Source organism: Aquimarina addita (assembly GCF_039539305.1).
Classification (GTDB): Bacteria; Bacteroidota; Bacteroidia; order Flavobacteriales; family Flavobacteriaceae; genus Aquimarina; species Aquimarina addita.
In genome coordinates this window covers 33,943-59,433 of record NZ_BAABCW010000015.1, presented here as the reverse complement: position 1 = coordinate 59,433, position 25,491 = coordinate 33,943, and the positions used below count along the sequence as shown (strand labels likewise).

Below are 25,491 nucleotides of genomic sequence, written 5' to 3'. Positions count from 1 at the left end.
TTACCAACACGTTTCTATTTCAATATGTACGGTACCATCATGACTATCGTAGACATCTATCCTACAGGTGTACATGTCGTCATAATTGTTTATAGCAGTAGCTGTTGTAAGATTGTTAATGGATGATTTTTCTGTGTTAGCGAAAGCAAATGTTCCAAAGGCAAATAGCCCCAATGCAATAAATTTTTTCATTTTGAAATGATTTTATGATTAGGGAACAAGAGTACAGTAAAAATATATTATATAAAATAGTGTATATAATAAATATAATTGTATATATTACGGTATTCCGTAACGATTTTGTTGTTTAGCCGTATGTTATTTTTGGTTTATTTCAAATTTACTGATAAATAGTTGTTTTTTAGTTTATTGTAAAGCTGAGTTTTGTATTACTAATTATTTTCTTGATATGTTCTTTTGTAATACTAGAGCTACGTTAAAAAGTACACAATAGATTATAGTTGCTGCGTTACTTAATTTATACTTTTTTATACTGTAGAGAATCTTCAGCGGTAAATTTACTTTTAAAAGTGAAGGCATATGGAGTCTCTCCATGTTCTTGCAAATAATACAGACGTTCTTTTGCTTCTTCCGGAGTAGGATGATGCCCACTTTCTATATACCAAAAGGCCATATGCATGCGTGGAAGTTTATGGAACCATTCTTTTTTTCTTTGTAAGATTTCTCTATGTGCGGTTTTATAGACGAAGTCATAGAGCGTTTCTGTATTTTCCCAAACAGACATATTAATGATTAAAAAAACGTTGTCAAACACTGTAATTGCAGTTGCGTTATCATCTTCTCCAGTAAGTCTCCACATAAATCCATTACTCTCTTCAGCAAGTTGATTAATTCGATCCAGATTGTTTACAAAATCTTTCATAATTGGATCGTCTATCGGAGCAAGCATTTCTGCTATGTTTATCTGTGCTAATTGCATAATTTATTTTTTTATTTAAGAGTAATATAGAAAATAATTAGTTTCACAAATACTATTTACCGATTACTTCTGGATTTTATATTGTTTTGGCAAAGGGTAATAATTTCTTTAATCCGTTTATCACGGGTCTCTTGTCTTTTACCTTGATATAGCCAGTATAAATAGCTTTTACGATATCCAGCACTAAAGTTTATATAATTTTTATAAGCGACAGGGTTTTTATCAAACGCATCTTGAAGATCTACCGGTATTATTCCGTTTTCTACATTATCTATTGCATTCCAAGAACCATTGTTTTTAGCAATTTCTATTGCTTGCAAACCGCTTGGTTGCATTAATCCGGTTGTTGTAAGTTCTATAATATGATTTTTATTCACTTTACTCCATACACTCTTGGATTTACGCGGACAAAAGTATTGTCTTCTGCGTTTCTCATCTATTTTTTTTACTGTAGAGTCTATCCATCCATAACAGAGAGCAACCCGCACAGCTTCTTCCCAGCGCATACTAGGTTGATCACTTTTTACTTTATAGAAAATTAAGTAAACGCCGTTAGAAATCTTGTGATTTTCATGAAGCCATAAGCGCCATTCAGTATCATTTTTGAAATATAATTCTGGTTTATCTGTCATCGATACAAGTTCAGAGAAGAAGTAGAAAGATAGTAATTTTAAATAGGTAAGTCAATCTTTTATTAATCAATACATTATTGTAATTCAATACTATCAATTTCTAATCTGAAGTTTTGTGCTTTTTTATTGGCAATTAAAAAAGCAATTTCTTCCATTTGCTCTCCTGCAAAGTTAGGTAAATTAATTTTTTGTCCTCTAAATGTAGGATACATAGCATGCAAGCTGATTTCTATGGTTTGCCATTCTCCGGTAGTCTCAAAATATGTGATATATGCGTGACGGTCAGATTGAAATGTCTTTGTTCTAAACTGATATCTATTGCCATCACCTTTTAAACGAATGTTTATTTTATCATACGTATTTGTTTTTAGCGTTTGGAAGCGATGTCTAACAGAGGTAAAGCCCCCACTATTTTCTAGTGATACAAAACCTGTAAATGTTGCATGCCCTTCTTGATTAATATAAAATTCACCCTGAGACCTACCTCCCATAACGCCATCATTAACCACATTCCAATCTGAAAGTGTACTCTGTTTAGTAAAATTAATAAGTGGAAGGGTGTTAATCATCACAAAAAAGTAAATTAGAATACTATGCATCTTATCGTATTTTTTAAAATAATAAGGTGTCGAATCTATCACAAGGTAAAACAATTCTATGTAATCTAAGCCATCTTCATATAGTTCTTTTGCTAAAATAAATTAGTTGCAAATTTATTATTTATCATAGGTGGAGCTTGGCAAATACTGCCAAAAAGAAAAAGCAATATTTTCTAATATCTCACAATAATTAGCATTGTAATATAAAGAAGTATTCCTTTGAAGAATGATGCTTTTTTTTAGTTTTGCATCATATAAAATATAAAGTATGATTTCTGTAGATGGAATTGCAGTAGAGTTTAGTGGTGAAACCTTGTTTAGCAACGTTTCTTTTGTCATAAATGAAAATGATAAGATTGCATTAATGGGTAAGAATGGAGCTGGTAAATCTACAATGATGAAGATTATTGCAGGAGTACAGAAGGCAAATCAAGGTAATGTTAGGGCTCCTAAAGAGACTGTAATAGCATATCTCCCTCAGCATTTGCTAACAGATGATGACTGTACTGTCTTTGAGGAAGCATCCAAAGCTTTTAATCAGATTTCGGATATGCAGAATGAAATGGATCGCTTGAATAAGGAGCTGGAAACCCGAACAGATTATGAATCTGATGAGTATATGGCGATTATACAAAAGGTAACGGATCTCGGAGAAAAATTTTATGCAATAGAAGAGGTTAATTATGATGCAGAAATAGAGAAGGCATTACAAGGATTAGGTTTCAAAAGAGAAGATTTTGCAAGACCCACAAGTGAGTTCAGTGGCGGATGGAGAATGCGTATTGAACTTGTTAAAATTTTATTGCAAAAACCAGATTTAATTCTATTGGATGAGCCAACTAATCATGTAGATATAGAATCTGTAATTTGGTTAGAAGATTTTTTACTTACTAAGGCAAAAGCGGTTATTGTTATTTCTCATGATAAAACATTTATAGACAATATTACCAATAGAACCATAGAAGTAACTATGGGTAGAATTTATGATTATAAAGCAAACTATTCTCATTATCTCCAATTACGTGAAGAACGAAGAGCGCATCAAATAAAGGCATATCAGGAACAGCAAAAATATATTGCAGATAATCAAGCATTTATTGATCGATTTAAAGGAACTTTTTCTAAAACTAATCAAGTAGCCTCTCGTGAGCGTATGCTGGAAAAATTACAGATCATAGAGATTGACGAGATTGATAATTCATCTCTAAAACTTAGATTTCCACCATCAATAAGATCAGGAGATTATCCTGTAATTGCAAAAGATTTATCTAAAAGTTATGGTGATCATATCGTATTTAAAGAAGCCAATTTATCTATATCCAGAGGAGAAAAAGTTTCTTTTGTAGGTAGAAACGGAGAAGGAAAATCTACGATGATTAAGGCTATTATGAATGAAATTACGTATGAAGGACAATGCGATCTCGGGCATAATGCTAAAGTAGGTTATTTTGCACAAAATCAAGCTTCTCTATTAGATCCTGACTTGACGATTTTTCAAACTGTAGACGAAGTAGCAACCGGAGATGTACGAACACAAATTAAAAATATTTTAGGTCAGTTTATGTTTGGAGGAGATGATATTGACAAAAAAGTTAGTGTATTATCTGGTGGAGAGAAGACCCGATTAGCAATGGTTAAATTATTGTTGGAACCCGTAAACCTATTAATTTTAGATGAGCCTACTAATCATTTAGATTTAAAATCAAAAGGTGTGTTAAAAGAAGCATTACTAGCTTTTGACGGAACCTTGATACTGGTTTCTCACGATCGTGACTTTTTACAGGGATTATCAGAAAAGGTTTTTGAGTTTAAAAATCAACGAGTGATCGAACATTTTGAAACCATAGATGCATTTCTCGAACGAAACAGAATAGAAAATCTTAAAGAAATTGATCTAATATGATTTTGATCAAGCTTTAGTTTACAAAAAAAAAGCTGCTACCTATCAAGGTAACAACTTTTCATAGCATTACTAAACAGTCTTTACTTATGTTTTAGGGCATCACAACGGTATCGATAGCGTGAATTACTCCATTTGATGCTGCCACATCAGTCATTATTATTTTAGAAGTACCACCTTTGGCGTCCGTTAATATTACATTTTCTCCATCTAAAGAAGCTGTTATACTACTTCCCTGAACTGTAGGAATTACAAATGAACCATTGTTGTCACTTATAGCTTTTACTACATCAGCTGCTACAAACTTACCGGAAACCACGTGATAGGTAAGAATACCAGTTAATTGTTCTTTACTTTCAGGCTTTAGTAAACCATCTACAGTACCTTCAGGCAATTTTTCAAAAGCGGCATTTACCGGAGCAAATACAGTGAAGGGCCCTGTGCCATTTAAAGTTTCTACTAATCCAGCTGCTTTTACAGCTGCCACTAAGGTCGTGAAATTTTCGTTTCCTGCAGCTACACCTACAATCGTGCCTAATTCTTTTTCTTGGCTTACAACCTCTTCTTTAATATCCGGGGCTACTTGAGATATTTCTTCTGTTTCTACCTCTGTTTTTGCCTTTTCTTTTTTTCCATTGGATCCACAAGCTACAGTAGTCGTTAAACCAATGATAGCTAGCATCATAAAAATCGTATTTTTCATAATTATTTTAGTTTTTTCAAAGATATGGCAAGGATTTTTAGTTTTTAATGTAACATTGTTTAAACTTTAGTTAAAAATGATAAACAAAATAAAATTGAGCAGATTTTTTAATGCAAAACTTGCATCTTTTCTGAATGAATAAGTATGGCTACCTATTAAAGAGATTGTACTTTAATATAAAAATTAGGGTCAATATTAATCTCTTTAGCTTTTAATGTGGTTGTTTGCCAGGTAGCGTTTGGTGTAATCCATTGATCTTTTCCATCCACTTTTAAACGAATCGGCATATCAAAATTTTTAACAATATCTACATACCTGTATTTTAAACCAGTCTCATTAAATTCATACTCTAAGGTAGGGATTTTTGTATCTCTAAGGTATTGATTAAAAAAAGCTGTAAGATCAATATTAGTATGTTTACTTATATAATCTTCAATCTGTTTTGTAGTTACAGTTTGATGATAAAAATCTTTATTTAATCCTCGTAAAATGATTCTCCATTTTTCATCATCTTCTATGAGTTGACGCAAGGTATGTAGCATATTAGCACCTTTATAATACATATCTCCTGATCCTTCGTGATTCACATGATAAGTACCTATAATGGGTCTGTCATTTTTGATACCTTTACGTGTACCAATAATGTATTCTGAAGCTGCCGTTTTGCCATAATAATAATCAAGGAATAAACTTTCAGAATATGCAGTAAAACTTTCATGAATCCACATATCTGCAGCATCTTTATAAGTTATATTATTAGCAAACCATTCATGACCGGATTCGTGAATGATGATGAAATCAAACTTTAATCCCCATCCGGTACCAGAAAGATCATTACCTAAATATCCATTCATATATTTATTACCATACGTTACAGAACTTTGGTGTTCCATACCCAGATAAGGAACTTCTACTAATTTAAAACTATCTTCATAAAAAGGATATGGGCCAAACCAATGTTCAAAAGCTTTCATCATTTTTGGAGCATCTTTAAATTGCTTTTTAGCAGCATCTAAGTTATTCCGCAGTACATAATAATCCATATCAAGAATTCCTTTTTCTCCTTGATATTTTTCCCCAAAATGGACATAATCTCCAATATTAATATTCACTCCATAATTATTGATAGGATTGCTCACAAACCAATGAAATGTCTTGGTGTCATTATCATGTTCTTCTACTTTTTGAAGTCTGCCATTAGAAATATTCATTAGTTTTTTTGGGACATTAACACTTACTAACATGCTATCCACCTCATCATACATATGGTCTTTATTAGGCCACCAAACACTGGCTCCCAATCCTTGACATGAAGATGCAATAAAGGGATTTCCGTTTTCATCTTTTTTCCACGAAATACCTCCATCCCAAGGTGCACGAACAGCTTCTCTGGGTTTTCCACCGTAGAATACTTCGATGGTATTTATGCTACCTTTCTTCTGTTTTTCAATTAAGGTGATAAAATGAGCATTTCCATCCGTTCTTATTTTTAGCTCTTTATCGTTTTGAGTTACCTTATTAATAATTAATGGCGATTGTAGGTCGATTTGTAATACTTGATGATTTTCTAAAACTTTATAGTGGATTGTATTTTTTCCTGTAATAGATTTAGTATCGGGATGAACCGCGATATCCAAGTGGTAATAAGTAAGGTCCCACCACGCTCTTTCTTCAGTAATAGAACCTCTCAGTGTATCTTGATGCGTAAATTGTTGTTTTTGCGCATAGGAAGAGATACTCAAACAAAACATTAAGAAGAAAAGAAATTTATTCATTTTTGATTTTTTTTTAATTTTAAAAGTAAATAAATTAATTGAGTATATGTACCAAAAAACAGATCCTTCTTTTATAAAAGAAGGATCTGTGAAAATAGTATTGTATTCGTATTTCTAATTTTTAATCAGTTTCTGTATTCCGATACCCTTTTCTGTTTCAATAGAAACAAAATAGATTCCTGAAGCTAAGGATGCTACATTAAAAGTATTTCTATGTGTTTCCATTACTTTTTTTCCTAAATAATTATGCAAAATCACTTTTTTCACAGTAGTATTGATATTTAAAATTCCTGAAGTAGGATTAGGAAATATATGTATTGAAGATAGCTCCGTGTCAAGATCGTCAACACTTAGAGCTTGGTCATCAACTCCGTGAATAGTTATTACAACAGTTTCTGTGGTAACATTATCTGCATTTGTTGTCGTAAATGAGTCGATTATAGTGTCTCCAGTGTTCAGCTCTTGTATGGCGTTCTGACTATTAACCGCATTATACTCCCAATCACCGTTTATAGTAATACTTAAAGTTCCATAAATACCTGTAAGAGTCTCTGGTATAAATTCATCTTCTCCAGCATCTCCGCCCACAGCATCTAAATCTCCTGTGCTGATTAACATGGGGGCTTCATCTTCTGTTACAGATCCTTCTGTGTCACCTGTAATTATTGGTATATCATCTTCCTCAGCAACTATAAAATTTGCTGTGGTACCTATGGTCAATCCTCCTTCATCTTCTGCTGTAAATGTAATAGTTTCTGTACCACTAAAGTTGGGAATACTTGAGATGGTTGCAATACCATTAGCATCAATAGATATTCCTATATTAGTATTTCCTGAGACGCTATATATTAAATCGTCATCATCTGTTTCTGCATCGTCAAACAAATTGGTAAGATCAATGGTGTAGTTGGTAAAATCTTCAATGAGATTTTGATCACCTAAACCGCTTGTAGTTGGGGGATCATTATCTGCAGCAACTATAAAATCTGCCGATGTATCTACGGTCAATCCTCCTTCGTCTTCTGCTGTAAATGTGATAGTTTCTGTACCATTAAAGTTTAGAGTGCTTGATATAGTTGCAATACCATTAGCATCAATAGATATTCCTATGTTAGTGTTTCCTGAGACGGTATATATTAAATCATCATCATCTGTTTCTGCATCATCAAACAAATTGTTCAGATCGATGGTGTAGTTCGTAAAATCTTCTATTAGGTTTTGATCCGCTAACCCAGTTGTTGTTGGAGTAGTATCATCATCTATAATAGTATATGTAAGTTGTTGTGTACCGTTTTCGAATCCGTTTATAACTCCAATAATATCAATAATAACTGTCTCATCTACCTCGTCTAAGGTATCAGGAGTGTTCTTAAGGTTACTATTATTAGAAAGTGATCCTGCACTAATTATAATTGATGATGCACTGGATGTGTAATCAGATATATTCAATGCTGTACCACCAAAACTAAGATCAATAGTAGTATCTTCTCCGTAAGCATTAGATAATGTAGCAGTGATTGTATTATTAGAAAGTATTGATTCAAGATTACTTGAATCAGCAATTGAAAGAATAACGGTAGGAATTGGAGTAACATTTAGAGTTGCAGTATATGCAGTGTCACTATAATCAAATCCATCATTTACCTCAAAATTAAAAGATGAATTTGTTGAAACAGAGGTAATATATTGAAGATTACCTGCGTCTAAGTTCATTTTAGATACAACAGTCCCATCTAATAACTCTTCACCTGTATCAAATGTATCATTATCGTTAGCGTCTACATACAGAGTCCCCGTTGCTGGTATATCAGTAATTCTTATATTATTTAAAACATCTCCATCTCCATCAGAATATCCAAAATCTGTAGTACTAAAAGTATAGGTTAAACCTTGAAATAGGGTATTCATTACTATAAATGAAGAAGCCGTTGGTAGGTGCAACGTACTTTGAACATCTCCACTAAGTGCAGTTATAGTATTATTGCAAGCACTCAAGGTTTTTACCCAACTGCCTAAGGATAGACTTGGTGGATTAGGAGAAGATGCAGAAGAATTTGTATACAAGAAAACCTGATAGGTAGCACCATTATCATTACTTAATAGCACCTCCCAGTTACTGGTAGCATCATTCCATATTATTCTATAACCACAATTTCCGAAGGTACATCCAGCAGGGGATGAGGTATAGATGTTTCTTATGATTCCACCATCATTAGTAGTTCCTGTTTGAAATAACGTTGTACTGCCTGGTGTAATTGCATTTTCGCAACCTGTAAAATTAATTTGCGCATCAGCAAAATTATTTCCTAAAAGGAAAATAAAAGTAATTAGTATAATTTTTCTCATAAAAATAATTTAAGCTCAATGTAAATACTTAATTTAAAATAGGATACCAGATGACAATTCAATCATATGTGATCCACACTTTTTTAGTTATAGAATATCTAACTAAAAAGAAGTGATTTATTTAAATTTAAAGCTTCAGTTTTTAATAATACAACATTTTTATAGTGTTTAATAAGTTTACAAAACCACAACTTCTCACGTATTTACTGGGCTAAAGATACAAAATTATTTTTTTTAACAATAAATTAGGAAAATATTGAAAGGTTTAGAAAGATTTAGGTAAGTTTTTATTCTTAAATGAAGTTAGTATTCTGTTATTCAGTGTCTTGAATTAATATTCTTATAAAGAACTATTAATACATAGTAAAAATCAGATTGAAAATTTGAATTGTTTTATAGTTCTATTATATATATTGAACCTTATTCCTTAAAAATATCAGACGGAAATGCAATAATGCTTTCATGTCCATTTTTGCCTACAGTTGCCATACCAAAAAAATAATTATCAATGACAATACCTTCTAATACAAAATTGTCTACATCTCCTATAAAACGACTATAGTCCCATGTTGGAGAAGTGGTATCTCTCCAATAAATTTTATACCCCTTCACATCAGGGTGATTACTTTTATTCCATTTAAATTTTGCTGATGGTTCTACGATACCACCGATTTTCATTTCAGTGGGAGGAGGAGGTGACCAAGCCAGACTTGCTAAGTTAATAGCATTAACAGCCGTTAATTTTGCTGCATATTCAAAATTAACATGTTCAACTACGTCTCCATATTGAATTCCATTTTCTTCTCTAATATTTTGATGCTGTTGTGTATAGTTTTCATGGGTTTCCATAATCCGAATTCCTGCAAATCCTAAATCATTAAAAGGTTTATGATGACCCCCACGACCAAAACGATCCAGACGATAAATCATCATCGGGTTCATTTCTGGCATATAAGTTTGTACTGTTTTATGTACATATCGGGCAAGCTGTCTTGAGACTCCATCAACCTCTCCGCCATAATAGCGTCTTCTATTAATTTGTTTTTCTGTATCAATAGGGTTAGTAGGTTCTGAGAATATTCTGAAAGATCTGTTGTCTATAACACCGTCTACTCCTTTGATATTACCAATCATATCATTATTAAGTACTCCAATAATATCCCAACCTTTTTCTTTAGCATATGTTGCTAATCCTTTGCCTCCAAATAGTCCTTGTTCTTCTCCAGACAGCCCAACATATATGATACTATTATCAAAAGAGTATTTTGATAATACTCTTGCTGCTTCTAGAGTACCAGCCATACCACTTGCGTTATCGTTAGCTCCAGGAGCATCTGTGGTAAAGTCCATAGTGTCACTGGCGCGAGAATCAATATCTCCACTCATTATGATATATCGATTGGGGTGCTTCGTTCCTTTCTGTATAGCAACTACATTCACAACCCAAGCATCTTTAGGTACACGAGCCCCCATTTCCTTAGTAACAAAGTCTTTCTGATAAAAGGTTTGTAAACAGTTATCACAAGTTTTCGAAATACTATCAAACTCAGATTTTATCCATCTTCTGGCAGCTCCAATTCCACGGGTATCAGAAATAGTATCACTAAAGGTATTACGAGTTCCAAAACCTGCTAATTTTTTAATATCCCTTTCTATATGATCAGCAGAGACTGCATTGATAATATCATAAATTCTAGAATCTGTCTGAGCACCTAAAACGATAGATGTTAAGAGTAGGGCAGTGGTAAGCAGTCTTGTCATAAGAAAAAGTTTGATCGTCTAATGTAAAAAAAAGCAATCAACACTTGTTTCATCTTAACATATTTATAAGACGATAAAGTGCATTAATACCATTACTATTTATAAATTGAAGGAATTTTATTTTTCTTACTAAAAATTAACGTTGAAAAAAGTCTCTATTTAGTCAATAAAATTCCATGAGGTTTTGCCTCGAGTATTGTGAATATAATCAGGGTTAAGAGATCTCGTTTTCTGATTCTTGTAATTAAGCGATCTTGTTTTTGGTACCCCATACCCTTAGATCGAGGTTAGTTTATTTAATCACATCTTTTGCTTTTTCCCAAAGTTTGGTTCCTTCTTTTTGCAACTCTTTTCCGGTTTCTTTGATGGCATCTCCACTCGTATAGGTATCCATATTTTTCATAAACTCATCAAAAGCGTCAATACTACCAAATATCTCTTCAGTATGTGGTACATTTTGATCTTTCATTATTTTTTCCCAATTAATTTTTGAAAGGATAGAAAATATATATTTTGAAGCTATTTTGGTCAAAAAATATTTGTCATAAAACCCATTTAAGACTTTATCAGGTCGTCTGTCTTCAAGGTATTTAATAGATTCTTCTATTCCTTTCTTTTCATCAAGAGAGAGTAAGGGGCTTGTTTTTAATTTTGATAATGCTACAATAGCCTTTTCATTATCTTCTTTTTTCAAATATAAAAATGTTTCTATTGCCCAGATTGCTTCGTTTTGAAGTCCTAATTTTTTAGTGTCCTTTATAAATATTTCAAAATCATCTAATGCTCGTTGTTCATCGATCTCTCTTTCCATTGTTAGCCTGTCTAATCCCCTAAAAAGATGGTTGATACCGTGAAAACCAATATGTGTTTGGGTATTATCAAAAGTTCCCCATTGAAACATTTTTTTTACTAAAGGCAAGGCTACTTCCGGATGCTTTTCTAACCAACTAATATTTTTGGATATTTCATCTTCTGACAGGTAGCGCAATCCTTTTTCAAAAAACAAAAAGCCTCTAAAGAAACGTATCAAGGGTTTTGATTCCTGGTCAGGCAGAAGCTCGGGATAAGTTTTAGAGCACTCATATAATGCGAGTTCTTTTCCCATATCTCTACTACTTACTAATATGGTACTAAGAAAGGCGTGTTCTAAATTTTGAATATAAATTTTTACAGCATTTTCCAGCTCCGGATAGGGTTCTAAAGAAGTGTTATTAACGCCATAGACAGTTCTAATAGCTTCTGATAAGGTAGGAAACTGATCTTCATCGGTCTTCTGAATAAATTTACTCATATCTCGATAATCTCTATAAATGGAAAGATATTCTAAAACTGATAAGCTTTCATCTGGGTCATGATGAACAATAGTACTAAATACCTTTTTCATTTTTGACCGGAATGCTTTGAGTTCGGGAGAAACGGTATCATTTACTACCGATGCTCTAATACATACTTTACCAAACTTATATATTAGTACCTTTTGAGTATCAAGAATCTCAATTAATTCTTTTCTGTCTTTTTCTAATAAGGCTTCATCTGTCTCTTCTGAACAAGAGGTAGTTATAGAAAAAATGATTGCAATAATGATAATAAGGTTAATTTTCATATTCAGTTTTGAATCTCTCTAAAATACTTAAAATTATAATTTTATTCAGGCTATTAATGTAATATTTTAGATTGAGTATATTAAATGTTAAAGGAAAAGATTCCATTTTTGATTTTAAAAAAAATGTATATCAGAATAATGAGAATAACAAATAAAATTTAAGACGTATTTTAAATAAGCTTTTCTTCTCTTTCAGAAAAAACAAGATAGAATATAGTAGGATAAGAAAGAGATTAACACGACCAAATAATGTTATTTCGACAATACCATAAGGAACATGTGTTTATAATTAGTAGGGTAACTATAAGGTGTATGAATAAAAGTCTGGAGTAGAGATATCACAGGCATTAAGAGTTACTTTAAGGCTTTATTCATCCGGTTCAGTTGACTTAATGATACCTCCATTTTTAGTAAAATCTTCAACCTCCTTGTCAGTCATTTCGATAATTTCGATATGATTAGGGTCTGATACTGGTGATTTATCCATCGAAGAATTATTAGTTGTCTTTTCTTTGATTGAATCTTTTTTGAATAGCACAACCATTTCTAAGGCATTTTGATATTCGAGATTCATCTGCTCCTCATCATATTTTTGTAAATAACTATATAGCATTAAGTATTGGATTAACCTTGTATCTATATGGTTAAATAAAGCACTGGGAAACTCTTTATTCAAAACATAAAGTAGGGTGTTATTTGGGTATTTTTTATCCAGTTCACCACTTTCTGCGAGTTTATAAAATTTATTGATTTTATCGATTAAAATATTTATTTGACTCTTTTCAAATCCTACCTTTTTTGATTGAATTTTATAGCATTGATTAAGCCTATCTTTAAATTTTTCAGCAGATTTGATATGTGCTTTTAAGGTGTTTGCTATTTTTAGTTTATTTTCAAAATATTTTTTACTTCCTTTATGTATGGGAGCAGTATTGTAAAGACCAAGTTTTGAAGATTGTACATATTTTATAAAAAAATCTTGATAACCTTTTTGGGTTTCATTTTTTAGGATGTTTTGTTCTATTAAGATATTTTCCATAGCTATAAAGGATTGTTTTTTATGGGTTAGATTTTCATAAAAACAATCTGCTAAATAACTAGTGGTGTCAATAATACTTGGATGTATCGTTTTACTAGATACATTGATTATTGTAGGTTCTGCTTTTTCAATTATTTGTTTAGGATCTAATTCTGCTTGCTGATCAGATCCTTTTGTGTTGCAGTTATAAAATAGAATACTGCTACAAAGTAAAAATACGTATAAGAATTTGTTTGTCATAGACTTTAGTTTTGAATAGAATAACTATTACGATTAATTGGTTTACTATTATCAAATGCAATAACCATTGCAATTGATGTATAAACAATAAGTTTTCTTTTTGCTGTAAATGTATAGCATCTGCTTCGAAAACTGTAGTTACTTTTTTTTCGCAAAATAAACGGTAACAATTTCTGCTTCTTCCACATCACTGATATTTAGTATTTCATTAAATGAAAATAACTTACCAGCAATATTAATTTGAACTATGGTTAATTTATAATCTATATTGCAATTTGGTTTTTTAAAGATAAGTAAGCTCTACGTGTTCGCCATTATCGGAGTATATGATATTCAGTAAATTAACGTTTTCATTGTTAATAATAAGATACTTAAAATTAATTGTTTTTTTATGGTGTTGTAATGAGTTTATAGTATTTAAAATTTGATATAGAGCTTCTAAATTTAAAGCATCTGTACTTAGTTTTAATTTGTATTCTCTTCCTGTTAACGTTGCATTGATATTTAATGTAGCGTTGTTGTATTCTTCTCCTATTTTATAATGGACAATAATGTCTTTATCCGCTACTGGATCTAAGGACCATTCACTCGGAGGCCTGTACAAAATAACATCACTTGCGGTTAGTGAAAATGAGTTTTGATATAAATGGTCTTCAAAAGTTACAGGTCTATCATCCATGTAGCTTTTAGAGTTTTTAAAGAGTCCACAACATACTTGTTTCTTTCAATTATTTCTAATACTTAATTATGATTTTTTTTTAATCTCTTATCGGTATTCTCTAAGTTAAAATATAATTTTCATATATATCGTTACGCGAAGTGTAACGTATATCCATTATTTCTTTTTCAGTAACACAACCAACTATACCAAAACTTATTAAAAAAAGCTGTAGTATTTTTATGATGATAATTCTATATTTAACAGTATTACAATAGGTGGATGTTTGGTTTTGTACTTTACTTTTTTAAAGTGATGAAGACAAAATATAATTAATAAACCAGGATAACTATTATTTGACCATGCTTTCAGCACATCCGTAAAGACATAATTTTTAGTTTTTAATAATTTATAATATTATTAAATCAGCATAAAATAGAGTGCTTAATTTCTTATATACCGTGAATTATTATAAGGATTCAGAGGGCATTACTATTAGTTAGTAACATTCATAAGTGAATATTACCTGAAAAAACTAGTTGCAGTGCTAAGATGTGTTATATTGAGTGAAACCAAATAATATTTGTGAGTGTGATTGCTTTAGAATCCTGTTATTAAGAGTAAAATATTTACTCTTTTAGTATAACTAAAACAAATATCAAAAAACATCAATTATTTTTACCTCATTAAGAATTAACTACTGTAACAAAATAATGATGAATGGATCATTCATCATTAAGTGAAACAATGTCAATAACAAAGGTTGTTGTACTAAACATCTTTAAATCTGTTATCAGCGCTAGTTTTGGGATTTCTATTTACTTTTACAAATGAATACTATCAACGGTATGTTGGTCTAATACAAAAGAGAGTAAAACATCACTTACTAAAGTTCTGGTGACATCAAAATATAAAATAAATTTGATTACACCTTAGAAGGCCAATTGTTAATAAACGTAGTGCCTTTTACTGAGATTTCTTTTGCTGACAAGAGTAAATGGATTTGTAAAGGTTTATCACTATCAGCGTTAAAATGTTCTGAATATTCAATACAATAAGCTTCAGAAAACTCTACATTTTTAAGACTAGACATGTTATCTCTTCTAAAAAAAGTAATGATTCCTTTTTTTACTATAGAAGGAGATATCATCCATTCCAGAAAATCTGTTTTAGAAGTAGATTCTATAAGTAAGCTAATTTGTCCGCCTTGAGGTTTTGCACAAGGTCTTCCTGTATAATCTGTATCTTGTCTAAAGGTAAAAGAGCAATCAAGTATATTGATTTCTTCCCCATCAAGATCTAATTTTGCTAAAAAAGACATAAGTAATATTTTTTAAAGGATTACAATTAAAAAATTTAATTACATTAAGATTTTCAAAAAGAATGAATGATGTAATTAAATAATAATTTAAGAAAAGAAGGGGAGTGATAGAACACTCCCCATTATTATTATAATCTTGTTAAATAAAATAATGGACTTATACCCATTCGTTGATATGTTCTCCGTTTCCAACAGAGATTTCTCTTGCAGAAATAGTAATTCTTTCTGTCATTGGATTTTTACCAGTAGAATCAAAATTTTCAACATACTTTACAGCATATCCATCAACAAATTTTAATTCTTTTGCAGTTGCTTCAGTATCTCTTTTCAAAAATACAATAGAACCACTTTGTTGCTGGAAGTTGTTGAACATCCAATCAGACAATGTAGTATCTGCTGTTGATTCAACCTCGATAGTAATCATACCTCCTCTGGTAATAGATGATGGACGACCAGTCGCGTCAGTTTCTTGGTGTAATCCATACGTACAATTAAGTACATTATACTCGTTTCCACCTACTTTAAATTTTGCATTAAATGACATAATAAATAATTTTTAAGTTAATAATAATGATAATAATGATTATAATAAACGCAATAAATGCGATGTAAAGATATAAAAAAAAGAGATTAGAAAAAAAATCAATAAACTATTACTAGCAAATAAAAGCTCTAAAAAAGAAGGAAAAAAGCTACAATTCGTTACGGGTTTAAGGTTGGGAATATGAGTTATATCTGTAAAATTGAGTAATTAAAAGAAATTTAATATTAACATTTATTTAACTTTTGATTATGAAAATCTAACACTGATCATTAATTTTTATGAAGGGAATAATTCTTTTAAATGATTAAATATCAATAAAATTATTTGAATAAATCAATTATCTAGAACAATCATTTTAAACGTTTATTGTAATAATAGTAATAACATCTCAAAACTAATTAGAATACTTTAGTTAAGTAATAATAAAAATAGTAATAGATGTTTATATTATGTAGATTTAAATGCAATTACCGGTCTTTGAAACATATGACATATAGTTCATAAGTTTTCACGAGCGATTTTAATAGGATAGATAAAAATTGAAATAAAGAGTATTCAATATTATGCTCTTTTACAAATGATAACGTCGTCTTCTACTATATTATTAGACTCAACAGTTCTTGTGAAATCAATATGTTTTTGAGATCCAAACCATTTTGGTTTAGTATAGAAAATCCATCCATATGGGTTGTTTTTTTCGTCAAGAAACTGAATTTCTCCACCAGGATGTCTTTCATTATAATCATTGATGAAAAAATAGAAAAGCTTGCCAAATTCCATCTTTTCTGGGGCTTTAAGTCTGAAATTACTAAATTCTTTGGTTCTCTTTTTCTTATTAAATTCAAAAGATATCACAAGTGGATTTACTAATTCTTCATTTTTAGGGTCTTGCATTCTTTTGTCAATTGGGTAAAACCATTTTTTATATATAGCTACCGGCACGGCAATGGAAAACTCATAGAGTTTAACTACCATAAATGGAATAATAAACCATAAAGCAGAAGAAGTAAACATATATTGGTATTCTGGTTTGTACATGTCTACAATAAAAAGAAACCCTATTAATCCTACAAATACGGTAACAATTGTATATAAGAATTCTGTCCAGAAGTCAGAAAAGTTTTCTGATAAGTCAGGAAAAAATTTACGAAGCGTAAATACATGAAGGCTACCAAGAAGTAAAAATAATATCTGAAAAGCAATATAATTATTAAGCGGTATATCGTTTAACACTTTTTCATTGCTCAAAAATGCAGTAGCTGCAAATAAAATTACGGTAACAATTATATATAAGAAAAATTTCTTTTTATTTTTTGTAAATAGTTTTTTTAATCCGGACACCAGTCCCATAAGTATAGCACTAACTCCCAATAGTAATAATCCTATTTTTATAAAATCCGGATTTAATGATATAAAATGTAATGTCAAACTCATATTATAGTGGTTAAGCCCATTCGGGGGTTATTAGACTCGTTTAATGCAAAGGTATTCCCTTTATTTGCATATTCTATATTAATTTCTGTATCTATTTCCATTGGAATAAAATAGTCGCAAAAGATAGCAATAAATTTATAAGTAGCACTATTCACTAAATATTTATCTATATTTTCCTTCTCTACAGGACCGATAGTAATTTCCCAATAAGGGTAAGAAATAATGGATTCTTTAACTTCTAAGGTAAAGTTAACACCTAATTTATTATCAGGTTGAGAAGTGCCTGACTTTTCTTCAATAGTTTTATATTTTTTTTGAATAGAAACATTCTCATCTATTATTTTTTCCAAACTTAAAGCAGTGAGTTCAATTTCCCCTGATATTTTATGAGCATATGGTAACAATTGTAAAAGCTTAATGCTGTATTTAGCTGGTATTTTTTTATCTAATTTCCAGAATTTTAAAAGAAAATCAGTTTTTAGGTTTGTAAATTCATTAATAAGGTTTCGCTCATTCTGTTCGATATGAACTTTTTGAGTAAAAAACTCATTTTCTAAAGGGGCAAAGAAAGATCTCGCATCCTGTTCTTGCTTTTTTTGCTTTTGGTGCAGTTCACTGTAAGAAAGCGTGTTATTTTTAGTCTTTATAGAATCATGAAATAACCCTTCTGGTAATGTATCATACAAACTGTTTCTGGCTATTTTGAGTTGTAGCTTATCTTTGGTACTAGAGAAAGAATCTACCTTAAAATCAATGACATCTCTTCTATAAGATCTGGAAAAAGTACTTTGGTTAAAAACATCAATATCTGTAAGATCTAAGTCAGAATTTTCTAAAATCTCAGTTACATAGATTTCTGCTTTTAGATTTTGATAAGTTGTAAGTAACTCCTCATATACAGCTTGTACGTTTTTTTGATTCATTAATCTTTTATCTATAATTAATTATAAAGGTTATGGTTTAATTCTCAATATTCCTAATAGGATTTGGTTTTCTACCTGCTGCAACAAATAACTTCTGCCAGTGCTGTGATTTTAAGTTGCTTATCTGAACTCCGTTTTTTCCATTTGCTGCGCGTCTCGCAGTAGAATGAACAAACCTACCATTACCCAGATATACACCTACGTGAGTGATTGGCATGAATTCTGAGCCTTCTAAATTAAAAAATAGTAAATCACCTTCTACAAGATACTTTTGGCCAAGAAACTTACTTGTACTGGGGGCATCAAATTGTTTTTGTGCTGTGCGCTCTATCAGGTTACCATATACGTCGTGAAAAAGATATTGAGCAAAAAACGAACAATCAATACCACTCTTTGTTTCTCCGCCCATTTTATATGGTGTCTCTATCCATTTGTCGATAAATTTAAAAAGGGGAATGTTAATAGTTTGTGCTTCTACACCCATTACTACAGCGTATTTTCTCTGTATTGGCGCTATTTTTACTTGCTCTAGTTTATCGGCACTTTTCTCTTTTAGCTTAGCAAGTGCTATAGAGTCCTTTTTAGCTTGTGCTAAAGCCTCTTCTAATGCTTTTCTAGAGGAGCCGCAACTCATTATTCCTACAAATAAAATAAGTAAAATTAAAGCTTTATAAAGTATGTTCATTTAAAAGTGAAATTTTTGCAAATATAAAAAACTTATGTTTATTCTCTACCGTTATTCTGGTGTTAACACATAAATATAGAGATATTGTAATTTAATAATATTTTTTTTATCACTTTCTTTGATTACTAAGTGTGGATAAGTAAAATCTTTATTAAATTGCGGGGAAGTTAGGGGAGTATGTTTATAACATCAAAAATTCATGGTTACATCTTATTATAAATTACCATTAGATACTTTTAGAATTATAAAGAATAAAGAAATTGATGATTGCGAACTTAAGGAGTCAATTGTTAATTTTATTCATTTAATAACTACTTCCTATTTTGGTGAATGTAGTTTTGATGAATCCTTTGGTTGTTCCATCTGGAACGTTGATTTTGATAATCTAACAAGTACAAATAAATTAAGAAATACAATTACCGAGTCTCTTTTAGATAGTCTTGTCGCTCAGGAAAAACGTCTTAAAAGAATACATATCGATGTAAATATTAAACAAGAAGAGTTTAAAAACAGGGGTGCACTTAATAGAATCAAAAAACGTATTGATATTAAGGTAGAAGGTGTAGTTAGTCAAACTAATGAACCGTTTTTTTGTGTTGAAAGTTTTTATATCGCTCCACTTTCATTTTAATAGAGTTTATGAGTTCAGAAAGTAAAGTACAGATAAAGAATAGAATGATAAAAAAAGCGGCTTCTCTTTGGGGAGTTTCGCCTAATGAAATTGAAAGTTCTTTTGATCCTGTAGTCGCTCTTCTTATAGGAGCTTGTGCGGCAGAAATAGAAAAGATATCAGGAGAGATTGATAGTTCTCAGACAAGGATTACAGAGCGATTGATCCAATTAATGACTCCAGAAACATTGTATGGTGCCAGACCGGCTCATGGGATTGTGTATACGGAACCCGTGGAGAAAAAAATGACAATCACTCCAGAACATTTGCTGTATTACAAGAAAAGAGTCAAAACTAAAAATGCGAATACAGAACTGAAAAATATTTATTTTTCACCTGTTCAAGAAAATAAGTTGATTGATGCTCAGGTAAGTAAGATGATATGCGGAAATTCTATATATGAGATAGAAGGAAAGCGAAAAACTCCTGATTCGTTGTCTTTAAAAAGTAGAAAAGGATTACCACCTTCTACCTTATTTTTAGGATTAAGAACGGAGCAAAAAAAAATTGATTTAAAAGATGTTTCGATTTACTTTGAGTTATTAGATGTTCAGGAAAATGAACTTTTTTATCATCATCTAAAAAATGCAGAATTCTTTTTTGAAGGTAAGTCTGTAAAAACATTACCAGGATATTTTAATAGCGATGTTTCTAACCGGATTCATTTAGAATCAATTTTTGATTTTAAACCGAATAAAACGAGAAATATTGAAGATCAAATAAAGAAATTATACAAAAAGAATTTTATTTCGATAAAATCAGATATTTCATTGCGTTCTAAGGCAAAGATTCTTGAGGATTTTTCTGAATGTATAAATCTTAAGGATCACGAAGATCTTGAAGAGTTAAACTGGATAAAAATTGTTTTTCCAAGGATAATTGATGATGAAGTTTTAAAAAGTGTATATAGTACAGTGAATGCTTTTCCGGGGATGAATAGAAAGTGGGAAAGTATGTCATATCAATTAAAAGATTATATTGATATAATTCCATTAAGTACTCAGGAACTTTTTCTTGATGTAAAAAGTATTTCTAATACATCTGGAAAGGATTATAGATTGAGAGAAAATGATTCTTCAGTTGATCATAAAGGTACATATGTAGTTAGAAGGGATAATGTTAGTAAGCTCGATTCTAGAAAAGCAGGAGAGTATTTGTCGCATTTAATAGAGTTACTAAAAGATGAGAGTGCTTCTTTTTCTTTTTTTGGTAATGACTTTTTACAATCTAATATAAGTGAGTTGAATCAAAATATATCCATGCTAGAGAAAAAAGTAGCGGATATGAAGAAATCCTCTGATGAAACTAATTATATATCTATAAAACCTTATAAGAAAAAAGATACACTCTTAGTAGAATATTGGACAACTAATGGTGAAGAAGCGAATCAGATCAAAACAGGTAATGCACTTAGTATTTATCAAGGTAGTGATCTGAAACAAAAAGGTAGTATGTTTCTGACTTCTACGTTTCAGGGAAAAGATAATCTTGAAATGGTTGAACGATTAGATGCGTATCGCAGAGCATTACTATCCAGAAACAGGATTGTTACAAAAGAAGACGTGAAAGCACTCTGTTATGAGTTATGTAGCAATAAGGTTACCGAGGTAAAGGTTAGAAAAGGATTTAAGACTGATATTCAGGTTGTAAAAGGAATTGTACCTTGTATTGAACTTGTTTTGTATGTCAATAAAGCTGTTAAAACATCAGATATTGAGTGGGATTCTCTAAAAAGTAATATTTTATCAATTTTAGAACAACAGTCTTTAAATGTATTTCCGTATAAAATTACATTTGTAGCATAGATTTAAGTGATAAAAAATGTAAGTATGGAAAAATCAAATAATATAGCAAATTATCATTTAGATAAGAATTTAATCTTGTTTTTTGCTTTCACCATATTAATTACGGCTTCCATATTTGCATATAAGTTTATAAATTATGCCCCTTGTAGTATAGAAGCTTTTAATTATAATAAGGGAATTCTTAGAGTTGATGATAATATTCGATTTAAAGATAATACTAAAGGTGTCACAAATAGGGTGTGGGATTTTGGAGATGATTCTAAATTAGAAAAGACAGCAAACCCTTTTCATAGATATACCAAGCCTGGAGAATATATTGTGAAATTAAAAATTAACGGTTCTTGTAAATGGGAAGAAAAACTAACAATTAAGCAGAAAATAGTACCCTTAGATTCCTCCAGAATTGCACGTTTTAGTATGCCGGATCGAATAGAAGTTGGTGAAATCATACAATTTTTGGATCAGACAAAAGGTGCTACTTCCTGGAAATGGGAGTTTGGAGAAAGTGGTAGAATAGATTCTAATGAAAAAAATCCTGGATATGTGTATGAATCATCTGGAGAAAAGACAATTTTATTAGTTGTAAATGATGAGCCTCGATATGCATTTAAAACTGTAATTAATGTCGTTGAGAAAGAAAATGAAGATATTTTACCGCCAGGTAATGATAATACGGTCATAGTGAATAATAATAATACAGGTGTGATTCCTATAAAACCTCCAGAAGGGATGGGTGGAATTGTTATAGAAGACCCAGAGCCTCCTGAAAATGAAAAAGAAGATGTAGAGTCTATAACTAAAGAAAGATTTATAAAGTTATTATCCCTGGTGTCCGATAAAAAAGCGACAGCAAATAATTTTAAACCATATCTTTGCAATGATCTTAATATACCTATGAAGGTTAATAATGAAGAAACAACGCTTGAAGAATTTGTAAATAAGGTGAAGCAAAAGAAAGTAAAGGTTAAAAAAATTAAAACTAAAGATTTAGAAATTAAAAAAGGAGATCGTAATTGTATAACAAGTATTAAAATTCAATTTTCTAACTAGGGATATTTTAGTTAAAAAATATAAATTAATGTCAAAAAGCAATATTTTATCTATATTAGGATATCCTATTATAGTCATTTTATAAAAATACACTATACTTTTATATATGTTACAAAAAAAGAGTAATGATGGAAGAATCAAATAATACAGCAAATTATCATTTGGATAAAAACTTAATTTTACTTTTTGTCTTTACCATATTGGTAACAGCGTCAATATTTGCATATAAATTCATAAACTATGCACCTTGCGAAATAGAAGCTTTTAATTTTAGTAAAGGGAATCTGAGAGTTGGCGAAATTATCAGATTTAAGGATAATACTAAAGGTGTTATAAAAAGAGAATGGGATTTTGGAGATGGTTCGAGACCTGGTAAGATTTCTAATCCATTTCATACCTACACCAAATCCGGAGAATATATTGTTAAATTGCAAGTAAATGGATCTTGTAAATGGGAAGAAAAGTTAACGATAAAAGAAAAAGCTTTTGTATTAGATTCTTCAAGAATAGCAAAGTTCGATATACCTGATAAAATAGAAGTAGGAGAAAAGATACAGCTCTTTGATAAAACAAAAGAAGCAACTTCTTGGGAATGGAGGTTTGGAGAAAGTGGTAGAGTAGATGCTACACAAAAGAATCCCGAATATGTTTATGAATCACCTGGAGAAAAAACAATTCTTTTAATCGTAAATAATGATCCCAGATATGGTTTTAAAAAGAGAGTAAACGTATTTGAAAAAGAAATAGAAATTGTGGCTCCTCCTAGGGGTAATCCTCCTGTAAGAAGAACTGATCCACCAGTAATACCGGATAGACCTGATATAGATCCAATTAGTATTGATCCACCGGTACCATTACCGCCACCACCGCCTACCAGAAAAAATGCACCAAATATTGGTGAAGAAAAATTTAAAACTTTATTAGCTTTGGTTTCTGCAAAAAAAGCAACAGCAGATAATTTTAAAGAATATCTTTGTAATGATGTAAATCTGCCGATTCAGGTAAATAATAAAGACACGACCTTTAAGGAGTTTTGTAAAAAAATTAGAGGTAAAGGAATTAAAATCAAGGAGCTAAATATTAAAAAAGGAGATTATAATTGTATAACGAGTATTGAAATTAAATATTCTAATCTAAGTATTTTTAATTAACATGGAATTAACAAATAAAAATCATCATCGAGTTAACTGGATTGACGGAATGAAGATTAATAAAAATCATTTTATTGAAGCAGATAACGCATCAACTCAGTTTGCACAGCTTATCAGTTCTAAAGATTTAAACGCTGTTAACTATGGATTGCTGCCTAGTATAGGTGGTGATGACGCTGTTAATATTGTTTTCTCTATGGATGGTCAGGATACTATAAAAGTAGAACTAAATAGATGTAGAGCAATTACTGTAGGTGGTTTTTTTATCAATATAACCCCAGAGATATCTTCCTCAATGCTGCAGAAAGGAAGTATTATAAGTACAGAATATAAGATTAATAGTACAGAGGATGAATGTTATATCGTACTAAGTGTAAATCCTTATGGGAGAATGCCTGTGGGAGATGCAGACCCAGAAGAGGAACCACCCAGACACCCCTTTGTATTACCAGAGTATAATCTTAATGTTATAGGAATTGCAGAGGCGAATGAGACAGAATTTGGAAAGCATCATGTGACTATCGGAAAGATTCAATTCTCTGATGGAGTTGCATCATTAGCTGAAGATTTTATACCACCATGTGTGTCTATACAAAGTCATCAGGATTTGAAATATATTTATACAGAAATTCATACTTTTTTTAATGCAATAGAAAAGTATACTATGAATATTATTCAAAAAATATATCAGAAAAAACAGGCTAATGACTTAGCCAATATGGTTTCTTCTATGACGCATAATACGCTTCAATATCTGGGAGGAATGTTACCTGAATTTAGGCTCTATGATAGACATATGCCTCCGGTAATTATGATTACTAAGTTAATGGCTCTAGCCAGAGTGATTAAAAATAGTATGGATGTGTATGCTGGAACTGGTAAAGAAGAACTACTAAATTATTTGTCAGATTGGTGTGATCTGAATCAAGGAGCTTTTGAAAATGTTCTAGTAGAAATGATGGATTTAGAATATCAACATACTGATATAAACAAAGCATTGCATAATGTTTCTAGCTTTACCAAACTAATGCTTTCTCTTTTTAAGAAATTAAATGAGCTTGATTATATTGGAAAGAAATCAGATTCTAATATATTTGTCAAAGAAGAAGTGATTGCTAAGCCAGATGTTAAAAACAGACGTAGCTTCTTATTAGATTAAATGTCCCATTAATTATAGTTTATATAGATGAAATCTAAAAATAGTGTAGAAAGAAGAAATAGTATTTTAAAATTTGCATTGCTGTTCATCGTTACAACAGCACTAATAGTAGTAACGTTCTTTTTTGATTTTGACAGAATTCTTTTTAAAGAGAATGAAGTTTTGAGAGAACGTGCTATAGCCGTGAATAAAGATATTGCATTTCAGAAAGAGTTTTCTGAAGGAATGAAAAAAATAAAAGGACTTATAGACTCTCTTGATACTCAGGGTCAGGATGTTTCCTTTCTAGCTCAAATTATTAATAAAGATATAGCGGATTTACAACGTTCCATACCAACAGAAGATGATACCTATCGATATGATATGTATACTAATATCATCAATTCATACTTAGAATTAAAAGATACAAAAATCAAGATGACTAAATTTAAAGGAGTTGATGAGACAATCTTACAGTATAAAACAAATGTTTTACAATTGAAAAATGAATTGAATGCTTGTGAAAGACGTCTTGATTCTTATCAGCTTTCTAGTCAGTAGACATAAGCTTTTT

At 30.8% G+C, this 25,491-nt stretch carries 23 protein-coding genes; 7 read left to right on the top strand and 16 right to left on the bottom strand.

Annotated elements, in window-relative coordinates; translation table 11 throughout:
* The 4 genes from ABD816_RS16330 to ABD816_RS16315 all read right to left on the bottom strand — a co-directional run bounded on the left by ABD816_RS16330 (position 1) and on the right by ABD816_RS16315 (position 2,171).
* Positions 1–192: a hypothetical protein gene (locus ABD816_RS16330; protein WP_344929207.1), complete on the bottom strand. Its 192-nt coding sequence runs from the start codon at positions 190–192 to the stop codon at positions 1–3.
* A gap of 286 nt (positions 193–478) precedes the next feature.
* On the bottom strand, positions 479–940 hold the full coding sequence (locus ABD816_RS16325; RefSeq protein WP_344929206.1) for a DUF3291 domain-containing protein: 462 nt from the start codon (positions 938–940) through the stop codon (positions 479–481).
* A 56-nt stretch (positions 941–996) separates the two neighbouring features.
* On the bottom strand, positions 997–1,572 hold the full coding sequence (locus ABD816_RS16320) for a YdeI/OmpD-associated family protein (protein ID WP_344929205.1): 576 nt from the start codon (positions 1,570–1,572) through the stop codon (positions 997–999).
* Positions 1,573–1,646: 74 nt separating this feature from the next.
* Positions 1,647–2,171, bottom strand: coding sequence for a CIA30 family protein (locus tag ABD816_RS16315; RefSeq protein ID WP_344929204.1), 525 nt, complete (start codon positions 2,169–2,171; stop codon positions 1,647–1,649).
* A 268-nt stretch (positions 2,172–2,439) separates the two neighbouring features.
* On the opposite strand from ABD816_RS16315, the gene ABD816_RS16310 reads away from it, so the two are divergent.
* Positions 2,440–4,074: an ABC-F family ATP-binding cassette domain-containing protein gene (locus ABD816_RS16310; RefSeq protein ID WP_344929202.1), complete on the top strand. Its 1,635-nt coding sequence runs from the start codon at positions 2,440–2,442 to the stop codon at positions 4,072–4,074.
* 91 nt (positions 4,075–4,165) lie between these two features.
* Here ABD816_RS16310 and ABD816_RS16305 read toward each other — a convergent pair whose 3' ends face one another.
* The 12 genes from ABD816_RS16305 to ABD816_RS16250 all read right to left on the bottom strand — a co-directional run bounded on the left by ABD816_RS16305 (position 4,166) and on the right by ABD816_RS16250 (position 19,103).
* A complete protein-coding gene (locus ABD816_RS16305; RefSeq protein ID WP_344929199.1) occupies positions 4,166–4,774 on the bottom strand; it encodes a fasciclin domain-containing protein in 609 nt (202 codons plus the stop codon).
* A 155-nt stretch (positions 4,775–4,929) separates the two neighbouring features.
* Entirely contained in the window at positions 4,930–6,549 is a 1,620-nt protein-coding gene (locus ABD816_RS16300) for a M1 family metallopeptidase (protein WP_344929197.1), read from the bottom strand.
* 114 nt (positions 6,550–6,663) lie between these two features.
* Complete coding sequence (locus tag ABD816_RS16295; protein WP_344929196.1) at positions 6,664–8,895, bottom strand: VCBS domain-containing protein; 2,232 nt, start codon at positions 8,893–8,895, stop codon at positions 6,664–6,666.
* A 420-nt stretch (positions 8,896–9,315) separates the two neighbouring features.
* Positions 9,316–10,656 (bottom strand): M28 family peptidase, encoded by a 1,341-nt coding sequence (locus ABD816_RS16290; RefSeq protein WP_344929195.1) that lies wholly within the window; start codon positions 10,654–10,656, stop codon positions 9,316–9,318.
* 292 nt (positions 10,657–10,948) lie between these two features.
* On the bottom strand, positions 10,949–12,259 hold the full coding sequence (locus tag ABD816_RS16285) for a short-chain dehydrogenase (protein ID WP_344929194.1): 1,311 nt from the start codon (positions 12,257–12,259) through the stop codon (positions 10,949–10,951).
* A gap of 367 nt (positions 12,260–12,626) precedes the next feature.
* Entirely contained in the window at positions 12,627–13,538 is a 912-nt protein-coding gene (locus ABD816_RS16280; RefSeq protein ID WP_344929193.1) for a hypothetical protein, read from the bottom strand.
* 283 nt (positions 13,539–13,821) lie between these two features.
* Positions 13,822–14,217, bottom strand: coding sequence for a hypothetical protein (locus ABD816_RS16275; protein WP_344929192.1), 396 nt, complete (start codon positions 14,215–14,217; stop codon positions 13,822–13,824).
* 904 nt (positions 14,218–15,121) lie between these two features.
* Entirely contained in the window at positions 15,122–15,517 is a 396-nt protein-coding gene (gene tssD, locus ABD816_RS16270; RefSeq protein ID WP_344929190.1) for a type VI secretion system tube protein TssD, read from the bottom strand.
* Between the two features lie 157 nt (positions 15,518–15,674).
* The gene (gene tssD / locus ABD816_RS16265; protein WP_344929189.1) at positions 15,675–16,061 is read right to left on the bottom strand and encodes a type VI secretion system tube protein TssD; all 387 of its coding nucleotides are present in this window, start codon (positions 16,059–16,061) and stop codon (positions 15,675–15,677) included.
* A gap of 561 nt (positions 16,062–16,622) precedes the next feature.
* Complete coding sequence (locus ABD816_RS16260; protein WP_344929187.1) at positions 16,623–17,495, bottom strand: TssN family type VI secretion system protein; 873 nt, start codon at positions 17,493–17,495, stop codon at positions 16,623–16,625.
* Positions 17,492–18,418 carry a hypothetical protein gene (locus tag ABD816_RS16255; protein ID WP_344929185.1) on the bottom strand — a complete coding sequence of 309 codons (927 nt, stop codon included), beginning with the start codon at positions 18,416–18,418 and terminating at the stop codon, positions 17,492–17,494. The genes ABD816_RS16260 and ABD816_RS16255 overlap by 4 nt, the downstream gene beginning before the upstream one ends.
* Positions 18,419–18,455: 37 nt before the next feature.
* Positions 18,456–19,103 (bottom strand): C40 family peptidase, encoded by a 648-nt coding sequence (locus tag ABD816_RS16250; RefSeq protein WP_344929184.1) that lies wholly within the window; start codon positions 19,101–19,103, stop codon positions 18,456–18,458.
* Positions 19,104–19,302: 199 nt separating this feature from the next.
* Between ABD816_RS16250 and ABD816_RS16245 the strand changes: the two genes are divergently transcribed.
* From ABD816_RS16245 to tssO, 6 genes are all read left to right on the top strand, one after another.
* The gene (locus tag ABD816_RS16245; RefSeq protein ID WP_344929182.1) at positions 19,303–19,734 is read left to right on the top strand and encodes a GPW/gp25 family protein; all 432 of its coding nucleotides are present in this window, start codon (positions 19,303–19,305) and stop codon (positions 19,732–19,734) included.
* An 8-nt stretch (positions 19,735–19,742) separates the two neighbouring features.
* Positions 19,743–21,578, top strand: coding sequence for a type VI secretion system baseplate subunit TssF (locus ABD816_RS16240; RefSeq protein ID WP_344929179.1), 1,836 nt, complete (start codon positions 19,743–19,745; stop codon positions 21,576–21,578).
* Positions 21,579–21,602: 24 nt separating this feature from the next.
* Positions 21,603–22,628: a PKD domain-containing protein gene (locus tag ABD816_RS16235; protein WP_344929178.1), complete on the top strand. Its 1,026-nt coding sequence runs from the start codon at positions 21,603–21,605 to the stop codon at positions 22,626–22,628.
* Positions 22,629–22,753: 125 nt separating this feature from the next.
* On the top strand, positions 22,754–23,779 hold the full coding sequence (locus ABD816_RS16230; protein WP_344929176.1) for a PKD domain-containing protein: 1,026 nt from the start codon (positions 22,754–22,756) through the stop codon (positions 23,777–23,779).
* A 1-nt stretch (position 23,780) separates the two neighbouring features.
* Complete coding sequence (locus ABD816_RS16225; RefSeq protein ID WP_344929175.1) at positions 23,781–24,938, top strand: hypothetical protein; 1,158 nt, start codon at positions 23,781–23,783, stop codon at positions 24,936–24,938.
* 27 nt (positions 24,939–24,965) lie between these two features.
* Positions 24,966–25,478: a type VI secretion system TssO gene (gene tssO, locus ABD816_RS16220; RefSeq protein WP_344929173.1), complete on the top strand. Its 513-nt coding sequence runs from the start codon at positions 24,966–24,968 to the stop codon at positions 25,476–25,478.
* The last annotated feature ends 13 nt before the right edge of the window (positions 25,479–25,491 follow it).

What these genes read in the sequence shown, in the direction of transcription:
- ABD816_RS16230 (WP_344929176.1), top strand. Translation starts at nt 22,754, where the DNA reads ATGATGGAAGAATCAAATAATACAGCAAATTATCATTTGGATAAAAAC.
- ABD816_RS16225 (WP_344929175.1), top strand. Translation starts at nt 23,781, where the DNA reads ATGGAATTAACAAATAAAAATCATCATCGAGTTAACTGGATTGACGGA.
- tssO (WP_344929173.1), top strand. Translation starts at nt 24,966, where the DNA reads ATGAAATCTAAAAATAGTGTAGAAAGAAGAAATAGTATTTTAAAATTT.
- ABD816_RS16310 (WP_344929202.1), top strand. Translation starts at nt 2,440, where the DNA reads ATGATTTCTGTAGATGGAATTGCAGTAGAGTTTAGTGGTGAAACCTTG.
- ABD816_RS16275 (WP_344929192.1), bottom strand. Translation starts at nt 14,217, where the DNA reads ATGGATGATAGACCTGTAACTTTTGAAGACCATTTATATCAAAACTCA.
- ABD816_RS16280 (WP_344929193.1), bottom strand. Translation starts at nt 13,538, where the DNA reads ATGACAAACAAATTCTTATACGTATTTTTACTTTGTAGCAGTATTCTA.
- tssD (WP_344929189.1), bottom strand. Translation starts at nt 16,061, where the DNA reads ATGTCATTTAATGCAAAATTTAAAGTAGGTGGAAACGAGTATAATGTA.
- ABD816_RS16315 (WP_344929204.1), bottom strand. Translation starts at nt 2,171, where the DNA reads ATGCATAGTATTCTAATTTACTTTTTTGTGATGATTAACACCCTTCCA.
- ABD816_RS16235 (WP_344929178.1), top strand. Translation starts at nt 21,603, where the DNA reads ATGGAAAAATCAAATAATATAGCAAATTATCATTTAGATAAGAATTTA.
- ABD816_RS16245 (WP_344929182.1), top strand. Translation starts at nt 19,303, where the DNA reads ATGGTTACATCTTATTATAAATTACCATTAGATACTTTTAGAATTATA.
- ABD816_RS16295 (WP_344929196.1), bottom strand. Translation starts at nt 8,895, where the DNA reads ATGAGAAAAATTATACTAATTACTTTTATTTTCCTTTTAGGAAATAAT.
- ABD816_RS16305 (WP_344929199.1), bottom strand. Translation starts at nt 4,774, where the DNA reads ATGAAAAATACGATTTTTATGATGCTAGCTATCATTGGTTTAACGACT.
- ABD816_RS16325 (WP_344929206.1), bottom strand. Translation starts at nt 940, where the DNA reads ATGCAATTAGCACAGATAAACATAGCAGAAATGCTTGCTCCGATAGAC.
- ABD816_RS16330 (WP_344929207.1), bottom strand. Translation starts at nt 192, where the DNA reads ATGAAAAAATTTATTGCATTGGGGCTATTTGCCTTTGGAACATTTGCT.
- tssD (WP_344929190.1), bottom strand. Translation starts at nt 15,517, where the DNA reads ATGTCTTTTTTAGCAAAATTAGATCTTGATGGGGAAGAAATCAATATA.
- ABD816_RS16240 (WP_344929179.1), top strand. Translation starts at nt 19,743, where the DNA reads ATGAGTTCAGAAAGTAAAGTACAGATAAAGAATAGAATGATAAAAAAA.
- ABD816_RS16290 (WP_344929195.1), bottom strand. Translation starts at nt 10,656, where the DNA reads ATGACAAGACTGCTTACCACTGCCCTACTCTTAACATCTATCGTTTTA.
- ABD816_RS16320 (WP_344929205.1), bottom strand. Translation starts at nt 1,572, where the DNA reads ATGACAGATAAACCAGAATTATATTTCAAAAATGATACTGAATGGCGC.
- ABD816_RS16285 (WP_344929194.1), bottom strand. Translation starts at nt 12,259, where the DNA reads ATGAAAATTAACCTTATTATCATTATTGCAATCATTTTTTCTATAACT.
- ABD816_RS16300 (WP_344929197.1), bottom strand. Translation starts at nt 6,549, where the DNA reads ATGAATAAATTTCTTTTCTTCTTAATGTTTTGTTTGAGTATCTCTTCC.
- ABD816_RS16250 (WP_344929184.1), bottom strand. Translation starts at nt 19,103, where the DNA reads ATGAACATACTTTATAAAGCTTTAATTTTACTTATTTTATTTGTAGGA.
- ABD816_RS16260 (WP_344929187.1), bottom strand. Translation starts at nt 17,495, where the DNA reads ATGAGTTTGACATTACATTTTATATCATTAAATCCGGATTTTATAAAA.
- ABD816_RS16255 (WP_344929185.1), bottom strand. Translation starts at nt 18,418, where the DNA reads ATGAATCAAAAAAACGTACAAGCTGTATATGAGGAGTTACTTACAACT.